Below are 14,617 nucleotides of genomic sequence, written 5' to 3'. Positions count from 1 at the left end.
CGCCGCCGAACGGCTCAATCAGATATCTCGCGGACTTCCGGTATGTGCCCGACTCCGACTTCCGGTGACGTCTGCCTTCGCGCCGCCGCAAAACCGGCTTTGCCAGGGAGCTCTAGCTCTCCTGCTGCAGCCTCACGGCGATGTTGGCAAGCCACTCCCGGATGATGCGCTCGTCTTTGGCCGTCAGGCCCGCCGCAAGCCGCTGTTCCAACGCCATCGCCCGCTTGCGGCATTGCTCGAGCAGGGTAATGCCGTGCGCCGTTAGCGTCCATTGCAGCATCCGCCCATGCACTGGATGCGGCGTCTTTCTGATCGCGCCGTCACGCTCGAGATTGCGGATGATGACGCCGATCGTTTGCGGCGTGAGCAAAGCGACGCGGGCGAGATCGGCGCCGGATAGGCCCGGATAGGCCTTGAGCATGGTGAGCACGATGAATTGCGGCACCGTTGCACCAAATTCGGCAAGCGAGCGCTCCAAGGCGAGGCGCGATGCCGCCTGGGCTTGGCGCAGTAGATAGCCGAGATGGCCGCTTTCGCCGCGCTTGCCCTCGCCCACCGGCGGCGGCCGCACGGGGACGGGCAGCCTCGTGACGGCGACACCTTCCTTGCTGGGAAGTGATGTTTTCGAGCGCGCCTTCGGACGTGGTTTTCGAACTCTGCCCGGCTCCTCGTGCCGCGGCTCTCGCGGCTTCATATCCAACTTGCGCATGAGATAAGAGCTCTTATAATCGATCAGAGCTCTTATATCACGAGGTGATCGACATGTCACACGCCCGCAAGGACTATCCGGATTTTAGGGCGCTCGCGCCCGACATCTACGAGCGTGTAGCGGCGCTGAGTCAGCTCGCCGGCAACGCCGGCCTGGAGAAGGAGCTGTTGGAGCTGGTGAAGATTCGCGCCTCCCAGATCAACGGCTGCGCCTTCTGCGTGCAGTTTCATCTCTTCGAGGCGGAGCGGCTCGGCATGTCGATCGACAAGCTCAATCTCCTGGTGGTCTGGCGCGAGGCGCCGCAGTTCTCAGCCCGAGAGCGCGCCGCATTGGCGTGGACGGAGGCACTGACCTTGCTGCCAAACGGCGTGAGCGATGAGGTCTACGGGCAAGCCAGCGCGCAATTTTCGGAGAAAGAGCTGGTCTATCTCAGCTCGGCTGTCGCGGTGATCAATGTCTGGAACCGGTTCGGCGTCGCCTTCCGCTGGACGCCGCCGGCGCGACAGGCCACGCGCGCCACAAGCTGAGGCGGAGGGCAGGGGAGGGACAACAATCCAGGAGAGAAACATGATATCGATCCCAGCAATATTCGCTTTCGCGCCGGTGCGGTCCGCTGCGCGGCCGATCTCGCTGTCCGTGTTTGCGGGCTTGGCCTGCGCGCTCGCTCTTGGAAAGGCGCTGCCTGTGACGATGGATGCAATGTCCGGTCTCGTGGCGCCGATTTGCGGCAGCGCCGCCGCTGCGGGATCGCCGCTCGACAAGGTCGAGCCGATCGCCTCGTATCCGCTGCCTAACGTGCCGGGCAAGCGCGTCACCATCGTACGCGTCTTCTACGGTCCCGGCGGCTTCTCGCGTGCGCATCGGCATGCCGGTTCGGTGACCGCCTACATCACCAGGGGCGAAATCCGCTCCCAACTCGGCGGCGGTTCGCTTGAGACATTCAAGGTCGGCCAATCCTTCTTCGAGCCGCCCGGTTCGACGCATCTTGTTTCGGCCAATGCGAGCAATACCGAACCGGCCGAGTTGATTGCCGTGTTCGTGGCCGACGAGGGCGCGCAACTCACCACCTTCATCGAGTGAGGCAAACCAAAACGGGCCTTTAGGGAGCGGCGGTCGTAGAACTCCGCGGTCAGGGATCGGGCGCGGAGCAAGCAGGTTGTGGCGCCGTGCATTGCTCACCAGCTACAATCTCCTCGCCCCGCAAGTCCCGTTTTTGTCCGCTCATGAGGTCTCAATGATAGAGCGATATTCAGATCACGCCGCGAACGAGCGCACCTTTCTCGCTTGGGTGCGCACCGGCATCGCGGTTATCGCGTTCGGCTTTGTGGTCGAAAAGTTCAATCTGTTTGTGCGGACGATGGCGGAGGCGAACGCGTTCGGCACTTCGAAGAATTTGCGCCTGGAAGCGCTGTCCGGCGCCTTCAGCCATTACGACGGACTGGCGCTGACCCTCGTCGGCATCGCCATTATCGCCACCTCGCTGCTCCGCTTCGTTCGCACGAGTCGGTGGATCGACGACCAGCAATCGCATTCGGCGCGCGGCGTCAGGGCCGAGCTCATTCTGTCGGTGGTACTGGCGCTGATCGTGATAACGATGATCGCTTACTTTGCGCTCTATTGAGAATTTCCCCGCCTGGCGTTGGGTCGGACGCTGCACCTCGTCCGGGCGCGCATGCGCCACTGGGCATTCCGCGATCCGCGGTCAGATACCGTGGCCGCGGCCGCGGATCAGGCGCTCATAGGGATTGACCCAGATCCAGCCGCAGCCACGCAGGCACGAGGCGACGTAAGCCACGCCGAAACCAGCTGAAGGCTGCACTGAGATAGTCGGCGTCCGGAACTCCACGGCAGAAAGGCCTAAGCCGCCGACGGGAACCAAGGCGAGAGCTGCCGGCGAGCCTGCGACAAACCGGACAGCCTTTCGGCCCAACCTGTGGTCCCGGAGCGAAATCGCTCCGATGTCAGTCCTTCGCGCGCTCGGCGTAAGAGCCGTCTTCGGTCATCACCACGATCCGGGTGCCGACGGTGATGTGTGGGGGCACCTGGGTGCGCACGCCGTTGGAGAGCACGGCGGGCTTATAGGAGGAAGAAGCGGTCTGGCCCTTGGTGACCGGCTCGGTTTCCACCACTTCCAGCGTTACCCGCTGCGGTAGCTGCATGGCCACGGGGGTGGTGTCGTGCATCAACAGCTTGACGGTCATGCTTTCCTGCAAATACGGGGCCGAACTGCCGACGATCTCCTTGGGCACCTGGACCTGGTCATAGGTCTCGGGGTTCATGAAATGGTAGCCGTCGGCGTCTTCATAGAGGTAGGTGAAGTTGCGCTCCTCAACGGTCGCCTTTTCCACCTGGTCGGTGGTCTTGTAGCGCTCCGAGACCTTCACGCCGTCGCTGATTCGGCGCATTTCGATCTGGCTGACCGGGGTTCCCTTGCCGGGATGGATGTTCTCGGCGCTCAGAACGACATAGAGCTTGCCGTCTTGCTCGATGACGTTGCCTTTGCGAATAGAGCTGGCGATGACTCTCAAAGCTGCTTTTCCTGATATTTTGGCCCGAAACGGCGACAAATGCCGGTTTGGGGGTACGAACGGTGCGGTTTCGGGCCGCAACATACTGATTTTGTCGCGGGATGCCAGCGTTTTGCCGCCACAAGGATGGCAAGCCTGATGGCCGAAAACGTCCCGTCTTCGCCTTGGTGGTCGGCCTCACGCCACGCCGATGCGCGGCCGTTCCTGGCCGCGCGCGTTGCGGTCACCCGCGCGTTGCGGGCGTGGTTCGAGGCTCAGGGATTTACCGAGGTGGAGACCGGGATTTTGCAGGTCTCGCCGGGAAATGAGACCCACCTGCACGCGCCGCGGACCGAAGTGACCCGCAGCAGTGGCGAGCGGCTGACGCGGTTCTTGCGCACCTCGCCCGAATTTGCCTGCAAGAAGCTGCTGGCCGCGGGCGAAGACAAGATCGTGGAATTCGCCCGGGTGTTCCGCGACCGCGAGCGCGGCGATCTGCACCTGCCGGAATTTACCATGCTGGAATGGTACCGCGCCAACGCGCCTTACGATGTGGTGATAGGCGATTGTGCCGCGGTGATTGTAGAGGCCGCGAGGGCCACCGGGATCCGGCAATTCTCCTTCCGCGGCAGGGCTGCCGATCCCTTCGCCGCACCGGAATTCTTGACGGTGGCGGCGGCCTTCGAGCGCTATGCAGGGATTGACCTGCTCATGACGATCAATGGCGCCGAGGGCGATCGTGCGCAGCTCGCGGCCGCGGCGGGGCAGAAGGTGCGCGTCGCCGACGATGACACCTGGTCCGATATTTTCAGCAAAATCCTGGTGGAGCATATAGAACCCCATCTGGGGCAGGGACGTTTGACGGTCTTGTTCGAATACCCGGCGCCGGAAGCCGCGCTGGCGCGCGTGAAACCTGCCGACCCCCGCGTTGCGGAACGCTTCGAGGTTTATGCCTGCGGCGTCGAGCTCGCCAACGGGTTCGGCGAATTGACCGACGCGAACGAGCAGCGCCGCCGTTTTGGGCTTGCGATGGACGAGAAGCAGCGCCGCTATGGCGAGCGCTATCCGCTGGACGAGGAGTTTTTAGCCGCTCTGGCCCGGATGCCGCCGGCGAGCGGGGTTGCGCTCGGCTTCGACCGGCTGGTGATGCTGGCGAGCGGGGCCTTGCGCATCGACCAGGTGGTGTGGACGCCGGCGGCCTTTGACAGATGAGCAGAATGAATTTTGCAACCACCCTCCGCGATGCCGGCGAACTCGTCGCACACGGCCTTGCGCCGGAATCCGATCTTGCCGAGCTGCAAAAGGTTGCGGCGCGCTATGCGATCGCCGTGACGCCCGATATTGCCGCGCTGATCGACGCCAATGATCCCGCCGATCCGATTGCGCGCCAATTCATCCCGAGCCGGCAGGAGCTGTCGGTCACCGCGGGCGAGAATGTCGATCCGATCGGCGATGATACACATTCGCCGGTCGCCGGCATCGTGCACCGCTATCCCGACCGGGTGCTCTTGAAGCTGGTTCATGTCTGCGCGGTCTATTGCCGCTTCTGCTTTCGCCGGGAGATGGTCGGTCCCGGCAAGGAGAGCGCCTTATCCGATGCGGCCTATGCGGGAGCGCTCGACTATATTCGCGCCCACAGCGAAATCTGGGAAGTCATCCTGACCGGCGGCGATCCGCTGATGCTGTCGCCGCGGCGGCTTGCGCAGGTCATGACCGATCTCGCTCAGATCGACCACGTCAAGATCCTCCGGATTCATACCCGGGTGCCGGTCGCCGATCCCTTACGGATCAGCGAGGATCTCGTGAGCGCGCTGAAAGTGCCGGGCGCCACGGTCTGGCTGGCGCTGCATGCCAATCATGCCAGGGAATTGACGGATAGGGCGCGCGCCTCTGTCGCGCGGCTGATCGACGCGGGCATTCCGATGGTGAGCCAGTCGGTGCTTTTGCGCGGCGTCAATGACAACCCCGCCGCTTTGGAGGAATTGATGCGAGCCTTCGTTGAATGCCGCATCAAGCCCTATTACCTGCATCATGGTGACCTCGCGCCCGGGACGGCGCATCTGCGTACCACGCTGGCTGAGGGACAGGCGCTGATGAAAGGCTTGCGAGGGCGGGTGTCCGGATTGTGTCAGCCGGACTATGTGCTGGACATTCCGGGTGGTGCCGGTAAATCGCCGGTTGGACCGAACTATCTCGCGAGCGAAGATTCTTCTGTGAGTGAACGTGATGCAAATAGGGAAACGCGCTATCGTATCGTCGACTATTGTGGCGAAGTGCATCTCTACCCGCCCGAGCCGCGATCACGATAGCTTGCATTTCTCAATTCTTCGACGGAGGAGCAACATGAAGGAAAAGATTGGTTTGGTAGCGCTCATGATTCTCCTCAGTGGGACCGCCGCTGTTGCGCAGAGCGGCAACAAGGGATCATCGTCACCGTCGGTAGGCCAGACGATCCACGGTGGCATACCGGAGGCGCCAGTCGGTCATCGTCAGCCGCGGGCCGGCGACGTGCCCAGCGAACAGAATTTGAGCAATCCGAACGATCCCGCGAACAAGGAAGACGCAGCGCTCGACAAGAAGATCAAAAGCATCTGCCGCGGCTGCTGATCACCAGCGCTCGGCGGAGAACCTTGCCGCGAGCGGGAATGCCCCTGTTTGCGCTTGCCGGTGCGGGCGGTGCTGTCGTCGCGCCGATCGCCGGCCGCGCTGGCGATCGCGGCTGATCGGCGCTGTGGGGATTCGCATGCGCGAGCCACGGCGGTTCGATGGTTTGCCTGCTCGCGCTGCTGTTTGCCGGCGCGGCTTTACGTCTCGGCCTGTGGGATGGCACCGTATCGACCAAGAACTCGGAGTTGCTGGCTGAAACGAATTGTTAGCCGTGCTGAACGGCGCCGCGAAGTAAGCATCGCATAATCGGTCAAATCGTCACGACGACCTTGCCGAATTGCTGGTTCGATTCGAGAAAGCGATGCGCTTCGACGATCTGCTCGAATCGAAAGGTCTTGGCGATGACCGGCCGGAGCGCACCCGATTCCAATCCCTCGAGAATGAACGCTTTCGCAACCTCCAGCCGCGTCGGATCTCCGGTAATCTCGTGGACGAGGTAGCCGCGCAGCGTCAGGCATTTGCTCAGCACCGTGAACAGCGGAAAAGGCGTCGGCTCCGGGCTCAAGCCGCCATATTCGATCAGGATGCCGCCGCGCGCCATCGCGGCGGTCAGGGGAGCGCTATGGCTGCAGACGCCGCGCTTGCCGGGGAAAGTTCGCGTCGCCGTGGACGCGCTGGCGGCTGCATTGCCAAAGTTGATGACCACGTCAAGCTGACGCCGAAGTCTCTAGGCCGAACACTCCCGCACGTCGCCGCGCTGGCTCTGCCGTCGCGCCGCGACCGCGTCGGCCAGGAGGTTGAGGGCCGGCACCGTGGTCTCCCAGTCGATGCAGCCGTCGGTGATGCTCTGACCATAGGCGAGCGCCGCACCAGGCCGCACGTCCTGCCGCCCCGCGAGCAGATTGCTCTCGATCATGACGCCCAGGATGCGGCGCTCGCCTTCGGAGAGCTGGCGAGCGATATCGGCGACGACTTGCGGCTGATTCTCCGGTTTCTTGTTGCTGTTGGCATGGCTGGTGTCGATCATCAGACGCGGTGCCACGCCTGATCGCGCGAGCTCGGCCGCGGCCGCCTCGACGCTGGCAGAATCGTAATTGGGCGCGCGGCCGCCCCGCAGGATGATATGGCAGTCGTGGTTGCCGCTGGTCGCCGCGATCGCCGAGCGTCCGCCCTTGGTGACCGCCATGAAATGGTGGGGATGCGAGGCCGCCATCACCGCTTCAGCCGCGATGCGGACGTTGCCGTCCGTGCCGTTCTTGAAGCCGACCGGGCAGGAGAGGCCGGAGGCGAGCTGGCGGTGAATCTGGCTTTCCGTGGTCCGCGCGCCGATCGCAGCCCACGACACCAGGTCGGCAATGTATTGCGGCGTGGTCACATCGAGGAATTCGGTCCCGGCCGGCAGGCCGAGATTGTTGATCGCAGAGAGGACGGAGCGCGCCAGCCGCAGGCCCTTGTTGATGTTGAAGCTGCCGTCGAGGTCGGGATCATTGATCAGTCCTTTCCAGCCGACCGTCGTTCGCGGCTTCTCGAAATAGACCCGCATGACGATCTCGAGCCTGTCGGAAAGCTGTTCACGCATGGCGGCGAGCCGTTCGGCATAGTCGATTGCAGCCGCGGGATCGTGGATCGAGCAGGGGCCCACGATCACCAGAAGTCGATCATCTGTGCCATTGAGGATGCCGTGAATGGCATTGCGCGCGGCCATGACGACGCGTGTCGCAGTCAGGGTGCGCGGGACTTCGCGCATCACCTCTTCCGGCGTACTCAGCTCCTTGATTTCCTTGATCCGAAGATCGTCTGTCGTACTCAACACGGCGGGCTCCTGTGACTCTTGATTGAGCATGATCTTCTCGGAAAACCGGTATCCACCTTTCCGGACCATGCTCTTAAGGACCTGCCGGCAACAAAAAAGCCGCCAGGTCTGGCGGCTGTTCGGACGTCTGCTGCAATTCTTCAGATTGAGCGCGATCCTCCCGCCGCCAGCGAGCTGTCGTAGCTAAAGTACCAAAAATAGCTGGTGGCGAAGGTGATCATGGCCGCCCTCTTAGCGCAGCAGTTGCCCCTTGTCATCCAAAAAAAGCATCAGGCCTGCCGGGCGGCCAGCGCCATTCCAATCAGCGTGGTCCCGCCGAAGACAAGGTTAATGCCGACCAAAATCCCGATCGCCCATACCGCTGATCCCGGCAGGCCCGAGATGATGATGAAGGCAATCACGATATCGACGAGACCGGCGACAAGCAGCCAGCCCCAGCGCTCCGACAATTCGCGTCGATGCTCCAGCGCATACATGATGGTGGCGACACCCTCGGCCAGGAAATAGACGCCGATGACCAGAGTGAGGGCATAGGTACCCTGCGCGGGCTGCGCCAGCAGGATGACACCGGCGATGATGGCGAGGATCGCCGAGACCAGCGACCACCAGAAGCCTGGCATGGCGCGGGCCCAAAAGGTCAGCACCAGGCCGGCGATGCCGCTGATCAAGAACATCCAGCCGAGAAAGATCGTGACCGCAAGGCTGGCGAGAGGCGGAACGATGATGGCGGCAAGGCCCAGGATCACCAGCAGAATGCCTTCGATCAAGAAGGCCTTCCAATGGTCGCGGACCGCGGCCCTCATTTCGGATTGCAGCCGACGGATGTCTTCGCTGGTGTCTCGAGGAAGGGTCATCTCGGGTCTCCGGACCGACATTGCAGGCCAATCTCTGGCGTTCCTATCTCGCAATCAATCGCATTCTGAGCGAGTCCCATTTTTGGTCGTTGATTGCCCATACAACTTTATTGCGTAGAATGCGCAGAAAATCTTGAATATCGCGCGATTAGCGCATAAATGAGCGGCGTTTGCTCGTTTTTTTTGGCAGAAATGCGCAAATTGGTTGAATGTGCGCGGTGCGCGGGAGGAAAACAGAAATGCAGCTTCCAATTAAGCGAGCAATCGAGAAGGTGCCTGGCGGGATGATGGTGGTCCCGCTGTTGGTTGGGGCGCTTATTGCGACCTTCTTTCCCGATACCCCGAAGTTTTTTGGCTCCTTCACCGGCGCACTGTTCTCTGGCGCACTGACAATCCTCGCCGTGTTTTACGTTTGCATGGGCGCAAGCATCGACTTCCGCGCGACCCCCTACATCATGAAGAAGGGCGGCACCCTGCTGATCGTGAAGGTTGGCGCTGCCGTTGTCCTCGGCCTGATCTTCGGCCGCATTTTGGGAGAAGCGCCGGTCGCAGCCGGGATGTTCGCGGGTGTCTCGACGCTCGCGATCGTCGCGGCCATGAACGACACCAATGGCGGTCTCTATATGGCGTTGATGGGCCAATATGGACGTCCGCGTGACGTCGGCGCCTATACCATCATGTCGCTGGAGAGCGGTCCTTTCCTCACCATGATTACCTTGGGCGTCGCTGGCCTCTCGGCATTTCCATGGCAGACCCTCGTGGGCGCTATCTTGCCTCTGGTGCTGGGCATGATCATCGGCAATCTCGATCGCGAGATGCGCGAGTTCCTGGGCCGCGCAGTGCCTGTGATGATCCCGTTCTTCGCCTTCGCGCTCGGCGCCGGCCTCGATCTGTCGAAGGTCTGGCAGGCCGGTCTACTCGGCCTCGGCATGGGGGTGGGCGTGGTCGTTGTGACCGGCATCCCACTGTTCTTCGCCGATCGCATCACCGGCGGGAATGGCGTCGCAGGTGTTGCGGCGGCCTCGACGGCTGGCAATGCGGCGGCCGTCCCGGCGATTGTCGCCGCGGCCAATCCGGCCTATGCGGACGCGGCACGGCCTGCGACGATCCTCGTCGCGGCGTGCGTCGTGGTTACCGCAATCCTCGTGCCGATCGTCACCGCCTGGATGGCCCGCGTCGTTGGTGGCGACGTCGAGCAGCCTGCAGAAGAGAACGTGGCTTCTGCCGGCAAGATGATCCCCGCAGCGCGCTCGGCCGTTACCGAGGCAGGTCACTGAAGATGGCCCCTAAAGCGTTTTCGAGCGAAGTGAGTATCAGTTCGCGTCAAGAAAATGCGTCAAGCCAGAGCTGGCTGATCGTCGCTGACGATCTCACCGGTGCCGCGGACTGTGCAATCGCCTTCGGTAGAAGGGGGCGCGCGGCTGCGGTGACGTGGGGTGAGGTGACCGACGCGTCGGGTTACGAGCTGCCCGTCCTGGCATACGATGCAGCGAGTCGCGGCCTTTCGGCCGAGGCCGCTGCAGCGCGCCATGCCGACGTGCTGGCGCGCCTGTGCGAACCCGGACGTATTCTTTTCAAAAAAATTGACTCGACGCTGCGGGGGCAACCTGCGGCCGAGACTGCCGCCGCGCTCGCGCATCTCAAGTCACGGTCGGGGCCGGCCCTCGGCGTGTTTGCGCCGGCCTTTCCGGCCACCGGCCGCACTACCATTGACGGGCGCATCCTGGTCAAAGGCCGCCCTCTCGAGGAGGCCGAGGTCTGGCGGCGCGACCACACCTATCCGAATGCCGATCTCGTCGAGGTTCTCGCGACCGGGGCCATTCGCGGTGAGAAGGTCAAGCTCGCTGCCGTGCGCGGTGGCGATCTCAAAGCCACGTTCGCGAGGCTCGCCGGGGAGGGCGATGTGGTCGCGGCTTGCGACGCCGAGACTGACCACGATCTGCATTTGATTGCGGAGGCGAGCCTGCATGCATCGCCCGCAACCTTCTTCATCGGCAGCGCCGGCCTCGCGCATGCGCTGGCCGGCCTCGAAGTCAGACATGCCGTCGAGCCGCCGCGCATTCCGACGAGCGCATCCGGCACCCTGATCGTAGTGGGCTCGCTCGCCGGCGCATCTCGCGTCGCCGCGCGCGAGCTGGAGGCGACCGGCACCGTGGCGCATTTCCCGATCGCGCCGGAGACGCTGCTCAACGATAGTGCCGGCCGGGCGGCGCTCGCCGCGGACGTGATGAAACGACTTGCCGGCGGCGGCGATGCATTGGTTGAGATCATGATGGATGATCACCCCGACATGTCGCTGGGCCCGGAGCTCGCTAAGGCTCTCGCCCACGCTCTGGAGGCCGTCGCACCCATGATCGGCGCCTTTGCTGCGACCGGCGGCGAAACCGCCGCGGCGATGCTGTCGCGCTTCGGCGTCAACGGCATCCGCCTTGCCGACGAAATCGAGCCGGGCGTGTCGCTCGGCCTCACCCTTGGCCGATTGTCCGTTCCGATCGCCACCAAAGCGGGCGCGTTCGGTGACGAGCAAAGCCTCATCCACATCAGCGAGCGCCTTCGCGCCGTCCGAACCAGAGGAAGTTTCATATGACTCGTCCCACCATTGCGATCACCATGGGAGATCCGGCCGGTATCGGGCCCGAGGTGATCATGAAGGCGCTGGCGCAGCCGGAGGTGCACGCGATCTGCAATGCGCTGGTGATCGGCGATGCCAACCGTCTTCGAAACGCCGGTCAGATCGTCGGCGTGTCGCTTAAGGTCGGTGCGTTGAGCGACGCGAAGGAGGCGAATTTTGCGTCGAAGGCCGTGCAGTGCGTTGACCTGAAGCTGGTACCGGACGATCTGCCGTTCGGCAAGGTGTCGGCGACGGCAGGTGAGGCGGCCTATCGCTATATCGAAAAAGCCGTGCAGGTGGTGCAGGCAGGGCTCGCGCAGGGCATCTGCACCGCGCCGCTCTCGAAGGAAGCGCTGCATGCGGCCGGCCACAAATATCCCGGCCATACCGAGCTCTTGGCGCATCTGACCGGCACGCCGGAAGTGTCGATGATGCTGGTGTCGCCGAAACTCCGCGTCATTCACGTGACCACGCATATCGGCCTGCTCGATGCGATCGAGAAGATCGAGCCCGGTCTCGTCGAGCGTGTCATCGCACGCGGACATGACGTGCTGACGCGCGCCGGCATCGCCAATCCGAAGATCGGCGTCTGCGCCATCAATCCGCATGCCGGCGAGAACGGGTTGTTCGGTCGCGGCGAGGAAGCCGCGAAGATCACGCCGGCCGTGGAAGCCTGTCAGCGCAAGGGCTGGGATGTGCGGGGCCCCCTCCCTGCCGACACGCTGTTCTTCCTGGCTGGCCGCGGCGACTACGACATGGTGGTCGCGATGTATCACGATCAGGGCCATGGACCCATCAAGGTGCTCGGGCTGGAAGCCGGCGTGAACATCACCGTTGGCCTGCCTGTGATCCGCACCTCGGTCGATCACGGGACCGCCTTCGACATTGCGGGGAAGGGTATCGCTGACGAGCGCAGTCTGATCGAGGCGCTGCGGCAGGCGGTCGATCTCGCGCCGAAGAAGGCGGCTTGAGGGGGACACCCGCCATGCGGGCTCCTCAGGACGAGGGGCGAGATGTGAGTTAAGTGCTTATATGGCACGGCCGATGCATCGTGATATCCATCGGCCGTGCCGCGAGGCCGAGTTCGGCTGACGGCAATGAATCTGGGGCTGAGGTTCGATGTCGATGCGCAGCAAGGAGCGTCACGCTCGTCTGTTGGAAGCACTGAACGCGGGAGAGATCGACGTCGACGATCTCGCGCGGCGCTTCGACGTCTCCGCCTCCACCGTGCGGCGGGACCTGCAGCACCTCTCCAAGAACAATGCTGTGCGCCGTACCTATGGCGGCGCCATCCTCACCGCCCACGCGAACGAGACGACGCTCGAGCAGCGCCTTGCGGTTCAGGGCAAACAGAAGCAGGCGATCGCGCGCGCGGCGATCGATCTGATCGAGGACGGCGACACCCTGATTCTCGATGCCGGCTCGACGGTCGCAGCCTTCGGCCGACTGCTGCTGCAGCGGCGGCTGCGCATCATCACCAACAACCTTGCGCTGCTGCCCTTCCTCGCGAAGGCTCCGACCATAGAGCTTGTTGTGCTGGGCGGCGCGCTGCGCACCAACAGCATGAGCACCATGGGGCCGCTCGCCAATGAGGCGTTGCGGCGCATGACCGCGGATCGCGCCATCATGAGCGCCGACGGCGTGGTGAATGGCCGTGGCCTGTGCGAGGCGGATCTCGAGCAGGTCGCACTGAAGTCGTTGATGATGCAGCAGTCGAAAGAAGTCCTCGTTCTCGCCGACGCCAGCAAGCTCGGCCGAGCCGAACAAATGGCCTGGGCGCCGCTGCCGCAGCGCTGGACTCTCGTGACCGATGTCGGCGCATCTGAGGAGCAGTGCAAGCGTCTCGCCGATGCGGGAGCGCGCGTGATTGTTGCTGGCGTCCGCTGAGCCGGCATCGCAATCTTCCTCGTGATCGGAGAAAACATCCGACCGAGGTGGGGGGCGCGGTAAAAAGAATCGCTGATTTAGATGGTGGTGCGCAGCCGGCTGCGGCCGAGAAGATAGATCGCGGTCGTGACAACCAAAAGCATGCTGCCGAGCAGGATGGAGGTGAACCCGACGGGAACGAGCACGATCGTCATATTGCGCTCGGGGTTGAGCAGCCAGTGGTGCACCGAGGTCAGCACGAAAGCGAGCCCGGCAAATCCGGCGCCCCCGCCGATCATTAGCAGCGCCCACATCCGCCGCAATTGGCTCAAACGCTCCCGTGCGACTTTGGTCCGGGGTGCATGATGACGGGCAACCCGCCGCACGAGGCGCGCGGCGAACGCAATCGATGAAAACCCGATCAGCATGCTCGTTGCGCCAAACCATAGCCTCGCCGGCGGGGCGAGATCCGGATATTTCTGCAGCATAAGCAGCGGGAAATCGAAGGCGGCGTGCAGCGCGAGCGGTCCGATCAGCATCAGGATCCAGCTCGACATCCGCGCCCAATCACGATGGTAGCGGTGGGCACCGAGCGCGGTGCCGGTGCGTGCGATCGCGAGATAGGCGCCGGCGATAATGCCGAGCGCGCCATGGAAGGGCACCGTGAGCACGCTGCGCAATGCCGCGAGCGACCGCCACATCTCCGCGTGCTGGACGAGATAGGCGAGGTTTTCATAGGCCGCAAAGCCCAGTCCCGCGGCCGCACCGTACACCACCGTATCCATGGGATCATCGAGCGGCCGGCGTCGCGCCGAGACGGCGAAGATGACCAGGATCTTGACCGTTTCCTCCGGCAGCGCGACGCCGAACAGCGAATGCACGATCTGCGCGAGCCAAGGGTTGTCGGGCGCTATGACAAGATCCCGAAACGGCGCACGCAGGATACCCAATAGCGAAATGCTGCCTGCGCCAAGCAGAAAGGCGCCCCACACTTTGGCAGGCGACCCCGGGCGCTCGCCGGCGGCGATCACAAGCCACAGGATCAGGAGCGCGGGCGCGACCGCAGCGGTACCGATGGACGTGGGGAGCGAGGCAAGTAGGTTCATATGGGTGGCAAAATAGGCCATATTTTCGGGTTAGCTACCCCGGTGGTGCGACCTTATGCCTCCGTCGGGCTGTACGGGTGCCCGTCAGGCCGCCCTTAGCAACCGCGGCAAATATTGCGCAGTTGCGCCCTGACCTGCGCATCATCGTCATTTTGCGGGTCGCCATAGCCTGTCGCGTCGGGGCTGCTGGTCGAAATCGGGCGCGATGGTTTCGGTAACGGAATGGGGTAGGTGGCGATCGGCGGGTTGATTTTGTCGTAACAGGTGAGTCGCAAGGCCGGATCTGTAATAGTCTTGCAGTCCTGCGTCGCGGCCTGCGCGGCCTGTGACAACGCGCAAAGCGCGATCAGCGCGGTTGGAAATCTCATCAGCGGACCTTCCTTCGGCGTCAGGCGTGCCGGCTGGTCGCCAAATCCTGATTAGCCAGTCAAATCAATGATTTTGGAGATTGTTTGAAGAACAAAATGCATGACTTCGCGCGTTCTGTCTATAAGTGAATTCTTGGGAAGGCGGAACCGCGGCTCGCAGATTCGCTTTGAGCATC

Annotated in this window: 16 protein-coding genes and 2 pseudogenes; 11 read left to right on the top strand and 7 right to left on the bottom strand. The window is 63.2% G+C overall.

Annotated features, from left to right (window positions below):
* Nucleotides 1–112: 112 nt before the first annotated feature.
* A complete protein-coding gene (locus F758_RS0121070; protein ID WP_024509731.1) occupies nt 113–709 on the bottom strand; it encodes a MarR family winged helix-turn-helix transcriptional regulator in 597 nt (198 codons plus the stop codon).
* Nucleotides 710–762: 53 nt separating this feature from the next.
* On the opposite strand from F758_RS0121070, the gene F758_RS0121065 reads away from it, so the two are divergent.
* The 3 genes from F758_RS0121065 (at nt 763) to F758_RS0121055 (ending at nt 2,330) form a co-directional block, all read left to right on the top strand.
* Nucleotides 763–1,236, top strand: coding sequence for a carboxymuconolactone decarboxylase family protein (locus tag F758_RS0121065; protein WP_024509730.1), 474 nt, complete (start codon nt 763–765; stop codon nt 1,234–1,236).
* Between the two features lie 40 nt (nt 1,237–1,276).
* Nucleotides 1,277–1,789, top strand: coding sequence for a cupin domain-containing protein (locus F758_RS0121060; protein ID WP_024509729.1), 513 nt, complete (start codon nt 1,277–1,279; stop codon nt 1,787–1,789).
* Between the two features lie 154 nt (nt 1,790–1,943).
* Nucleotides 1,944–2,330 carry a YidH family protein gene (locus F758_RS0121055; RefSeq protein WP_024509728.1) on the top strand — a complete coding sequence of 129 codons (387 nt, stop codon included), beginning with the start codon at nt 1,944–1,946 and terminating at the stop codon, nt 2,328–2,330.
* Between the two features lie 340 nt (nt 2,331–2,670).
* Here the strand turns inward: F758_RS0121055 and efp are convergent, their stop codons facing one another.
* A complete protein-coding gene (gene efp, locus F758_RS0121045) occupies nt 2,671–3,237 on the bottom strand; it encodes an elongation factor P (RefSeq protein ID WP_024509726.1) in 567 nt (188 codons plus the stop codon).
* 138 nt (nt 3,238–3,375) lie between these two features.
* Between efp and epmA the strand changes: the two genes are divergently transcribed.
* From epmA to F758_RS0121030, 3 genes are read left to right on the top strand one after another with little or no spacing between them, the layout of a single operon-like run.
* Complete coding sequence (gene epmA, locus F758_RS0121040) at nt 3,376–4,428, top strand: EF-P lysine aminoacylase EpmA (protein WP_024509725.1); 1,053 nt, start codon at nt 3,376–3,378, stop codon at nt 4,426–4,428.
* Nucleotides 4,425–5,525 (top strand): lysine-2,3-aminomutase-like protein, encoded by a 1,101-nt coding sequence (locus tag F758_RS0121035; RefSeq protein WP_024509724.1) that lies wholly within the window; start codon nt 4,425–4,427, stop codon nt 5,523–5,525. The genes epmA and F758_RS0121035 overlap by 4 nt, the downstream gene beginning before the upstream one ends.
* A 34-nt stretch (nt 5,526–5,559) precedes the next feature.
* A complete protein-coding gene (locus F758_RS0121030; protein ID WP_024509723.1) occupies nt 5,560–5,823 on the top strand; it encodes a hypothetical protein in 264 nt (87 codons plus the stop codon).
* Between the two features lie 310 nt (nt 5,824–6,133).
* Here F758_RS0121030 and F758_RS0121020 read toward each other — a convergent pair.
* Nucleotides 6,134–6,439 (bottom strand): annotated as a pseudogene (locus F758_RS0121020) (zinc-binding dehydrogenase); the annotation flags it as partial.
* A gap of 1 nt (nt 6,440) precedes the next feature.
* Between F758_RS0121020 and F758_RS51930 the strand changes: the two are divergent.
* Nucleotides 6,441–6,539, top strand: a pseudogene (locus F758_RS51930) (LysR family transcriptional regulator); the annotation flags it as partial.
* 11 nt (nt 6,540–6,550) lie between these two features.
* Here the strand turns inward: F758_RS51930 and F758_RS0121015 are convergent.
* A complete protein-coding gene (locus F758_RS0121015; RefSeq protein WP_024509721.1) occupies nt 6,551–7,636 on the bottom strand; it encodes a 3-deoxy-7-phosphoheptulonate synthase in 1,086 nt (361 codons plus the stop codon).
* Between the two features lie 269 nt (nt 7,637–7,905).
* On the bottom strand, nt 7,906–8,490 hold the full coding sequence (locus F758_RS0121010) for an HdeD family acid-resistance protein (protein WP_024509720.1): 585 nt from the start codon (nt 8,488–8,490) through the stop codon (nt 7,906–7,908).
* A gap of 239 nt (nt 8,491–8,729) precedes the next feature.
* Here F758_RS0121010 and F758_RS0121005 point away from each other — a divergent pair, with 239 nt between their 5' ends.
* From F758_RS0121005 to F758_RS0120990, 4 genes are all read left to right on the top strand, one after another.
* On the top strand, nt 8,730–9,767 hold the full coding sequence (locus tag F758_RS0121005; RefSeq protein ID WP_024509719.1) for a 2-keto-3-deoxygluconate permease: 1,038 nt from the start codon (nt 8,730–8,732) through the stop codon (nt 9,765–9,767).
* Nucleotides 9,768–9,796: 29 nt separating this feature from the next.
* The gene (locus F758_RS0121000) at nt 9,797–11,077 is read left to right on the top strand and encodes a four-carbon acid sugar kinase family protein (RefSeq protein ID WP_024509718.1); all 1,281 of its coding nucleotides are present in this window, start codon (nt 9,797–9,799) and stop codon (nt 11,075–11,077) included.
* Nucleotides 11,074–12,072, top strand: a complete 999-nt coding sequence (pdxA, locus tag F758_RS0120995) for a 4-hydroxythreonine-4-phosphate dehydrogenase PdxA (protein WP_024509717.1) — start codon at nt 11,074–11,076, stop codon at nt 12,070–12,072. Before F758_RS0121000 ends, pdxA begins: the two co-directional genes overlap by 4 nt.
* Before the next feature lie 148 nt (nt 12,073–12,220).
* A complete protein-coding gene (locus F758_RS0120990; RefSeq protein WP_051386988.1) occupies nt 12,221–12,988 on the top strand; it encodes a DeoR/GlpR family DNA-binding transcription regulator in 768 nt (255 codons plus the stop codon).
* 77 nt (nt 12,989–13,065) lie between these two features.
* Here the strand turns inward: F758_RS0120990 and F758_RS0120985 are convergent, their stop codons facing one another.
* Together F758_RS0120985 and F758_RS0120980 are read right to left on the bottom strand one after the other, a co-directional pair.
* Entirely contained in the window at nt 13,066–14,073 is a 1,008-nt protein-coding gene (locus tag F758_RS0120985; RefSeq protein ID WP_024509715.1) for a PrsW family glutamic-type intramembrane protease, read from the bottom strand.
* Between the two features lie 95 nt (nt 14,074–14,168).
* Entirely contained in the window at nt 14,169–14,441 is a 273-nt protein-coding gene (locus tag F758_RS0120980; RefSeq protein ID WP_024509714.1) for a hypothetical protein, read from the bottom strand.
* Nucleotides 14,442–14,617 lie beyond the last annotated feature (176 nt).

It is taken from the genome of Bradyrhizobium sp. ARR65 (assembly GCF_000472385.1).
Taxonomy (GTDB): Bacteria; Pseudomonadota; Alphaproteobacteria; order Rhizobiales; family Xanthobacteraceae; genus Bradyrhizobium.
The sequence above is the reverse complement of the archived record's forward strand: the minus strand, read 5'-3'. Positions and strand labels throughout refer to the sequence as shown.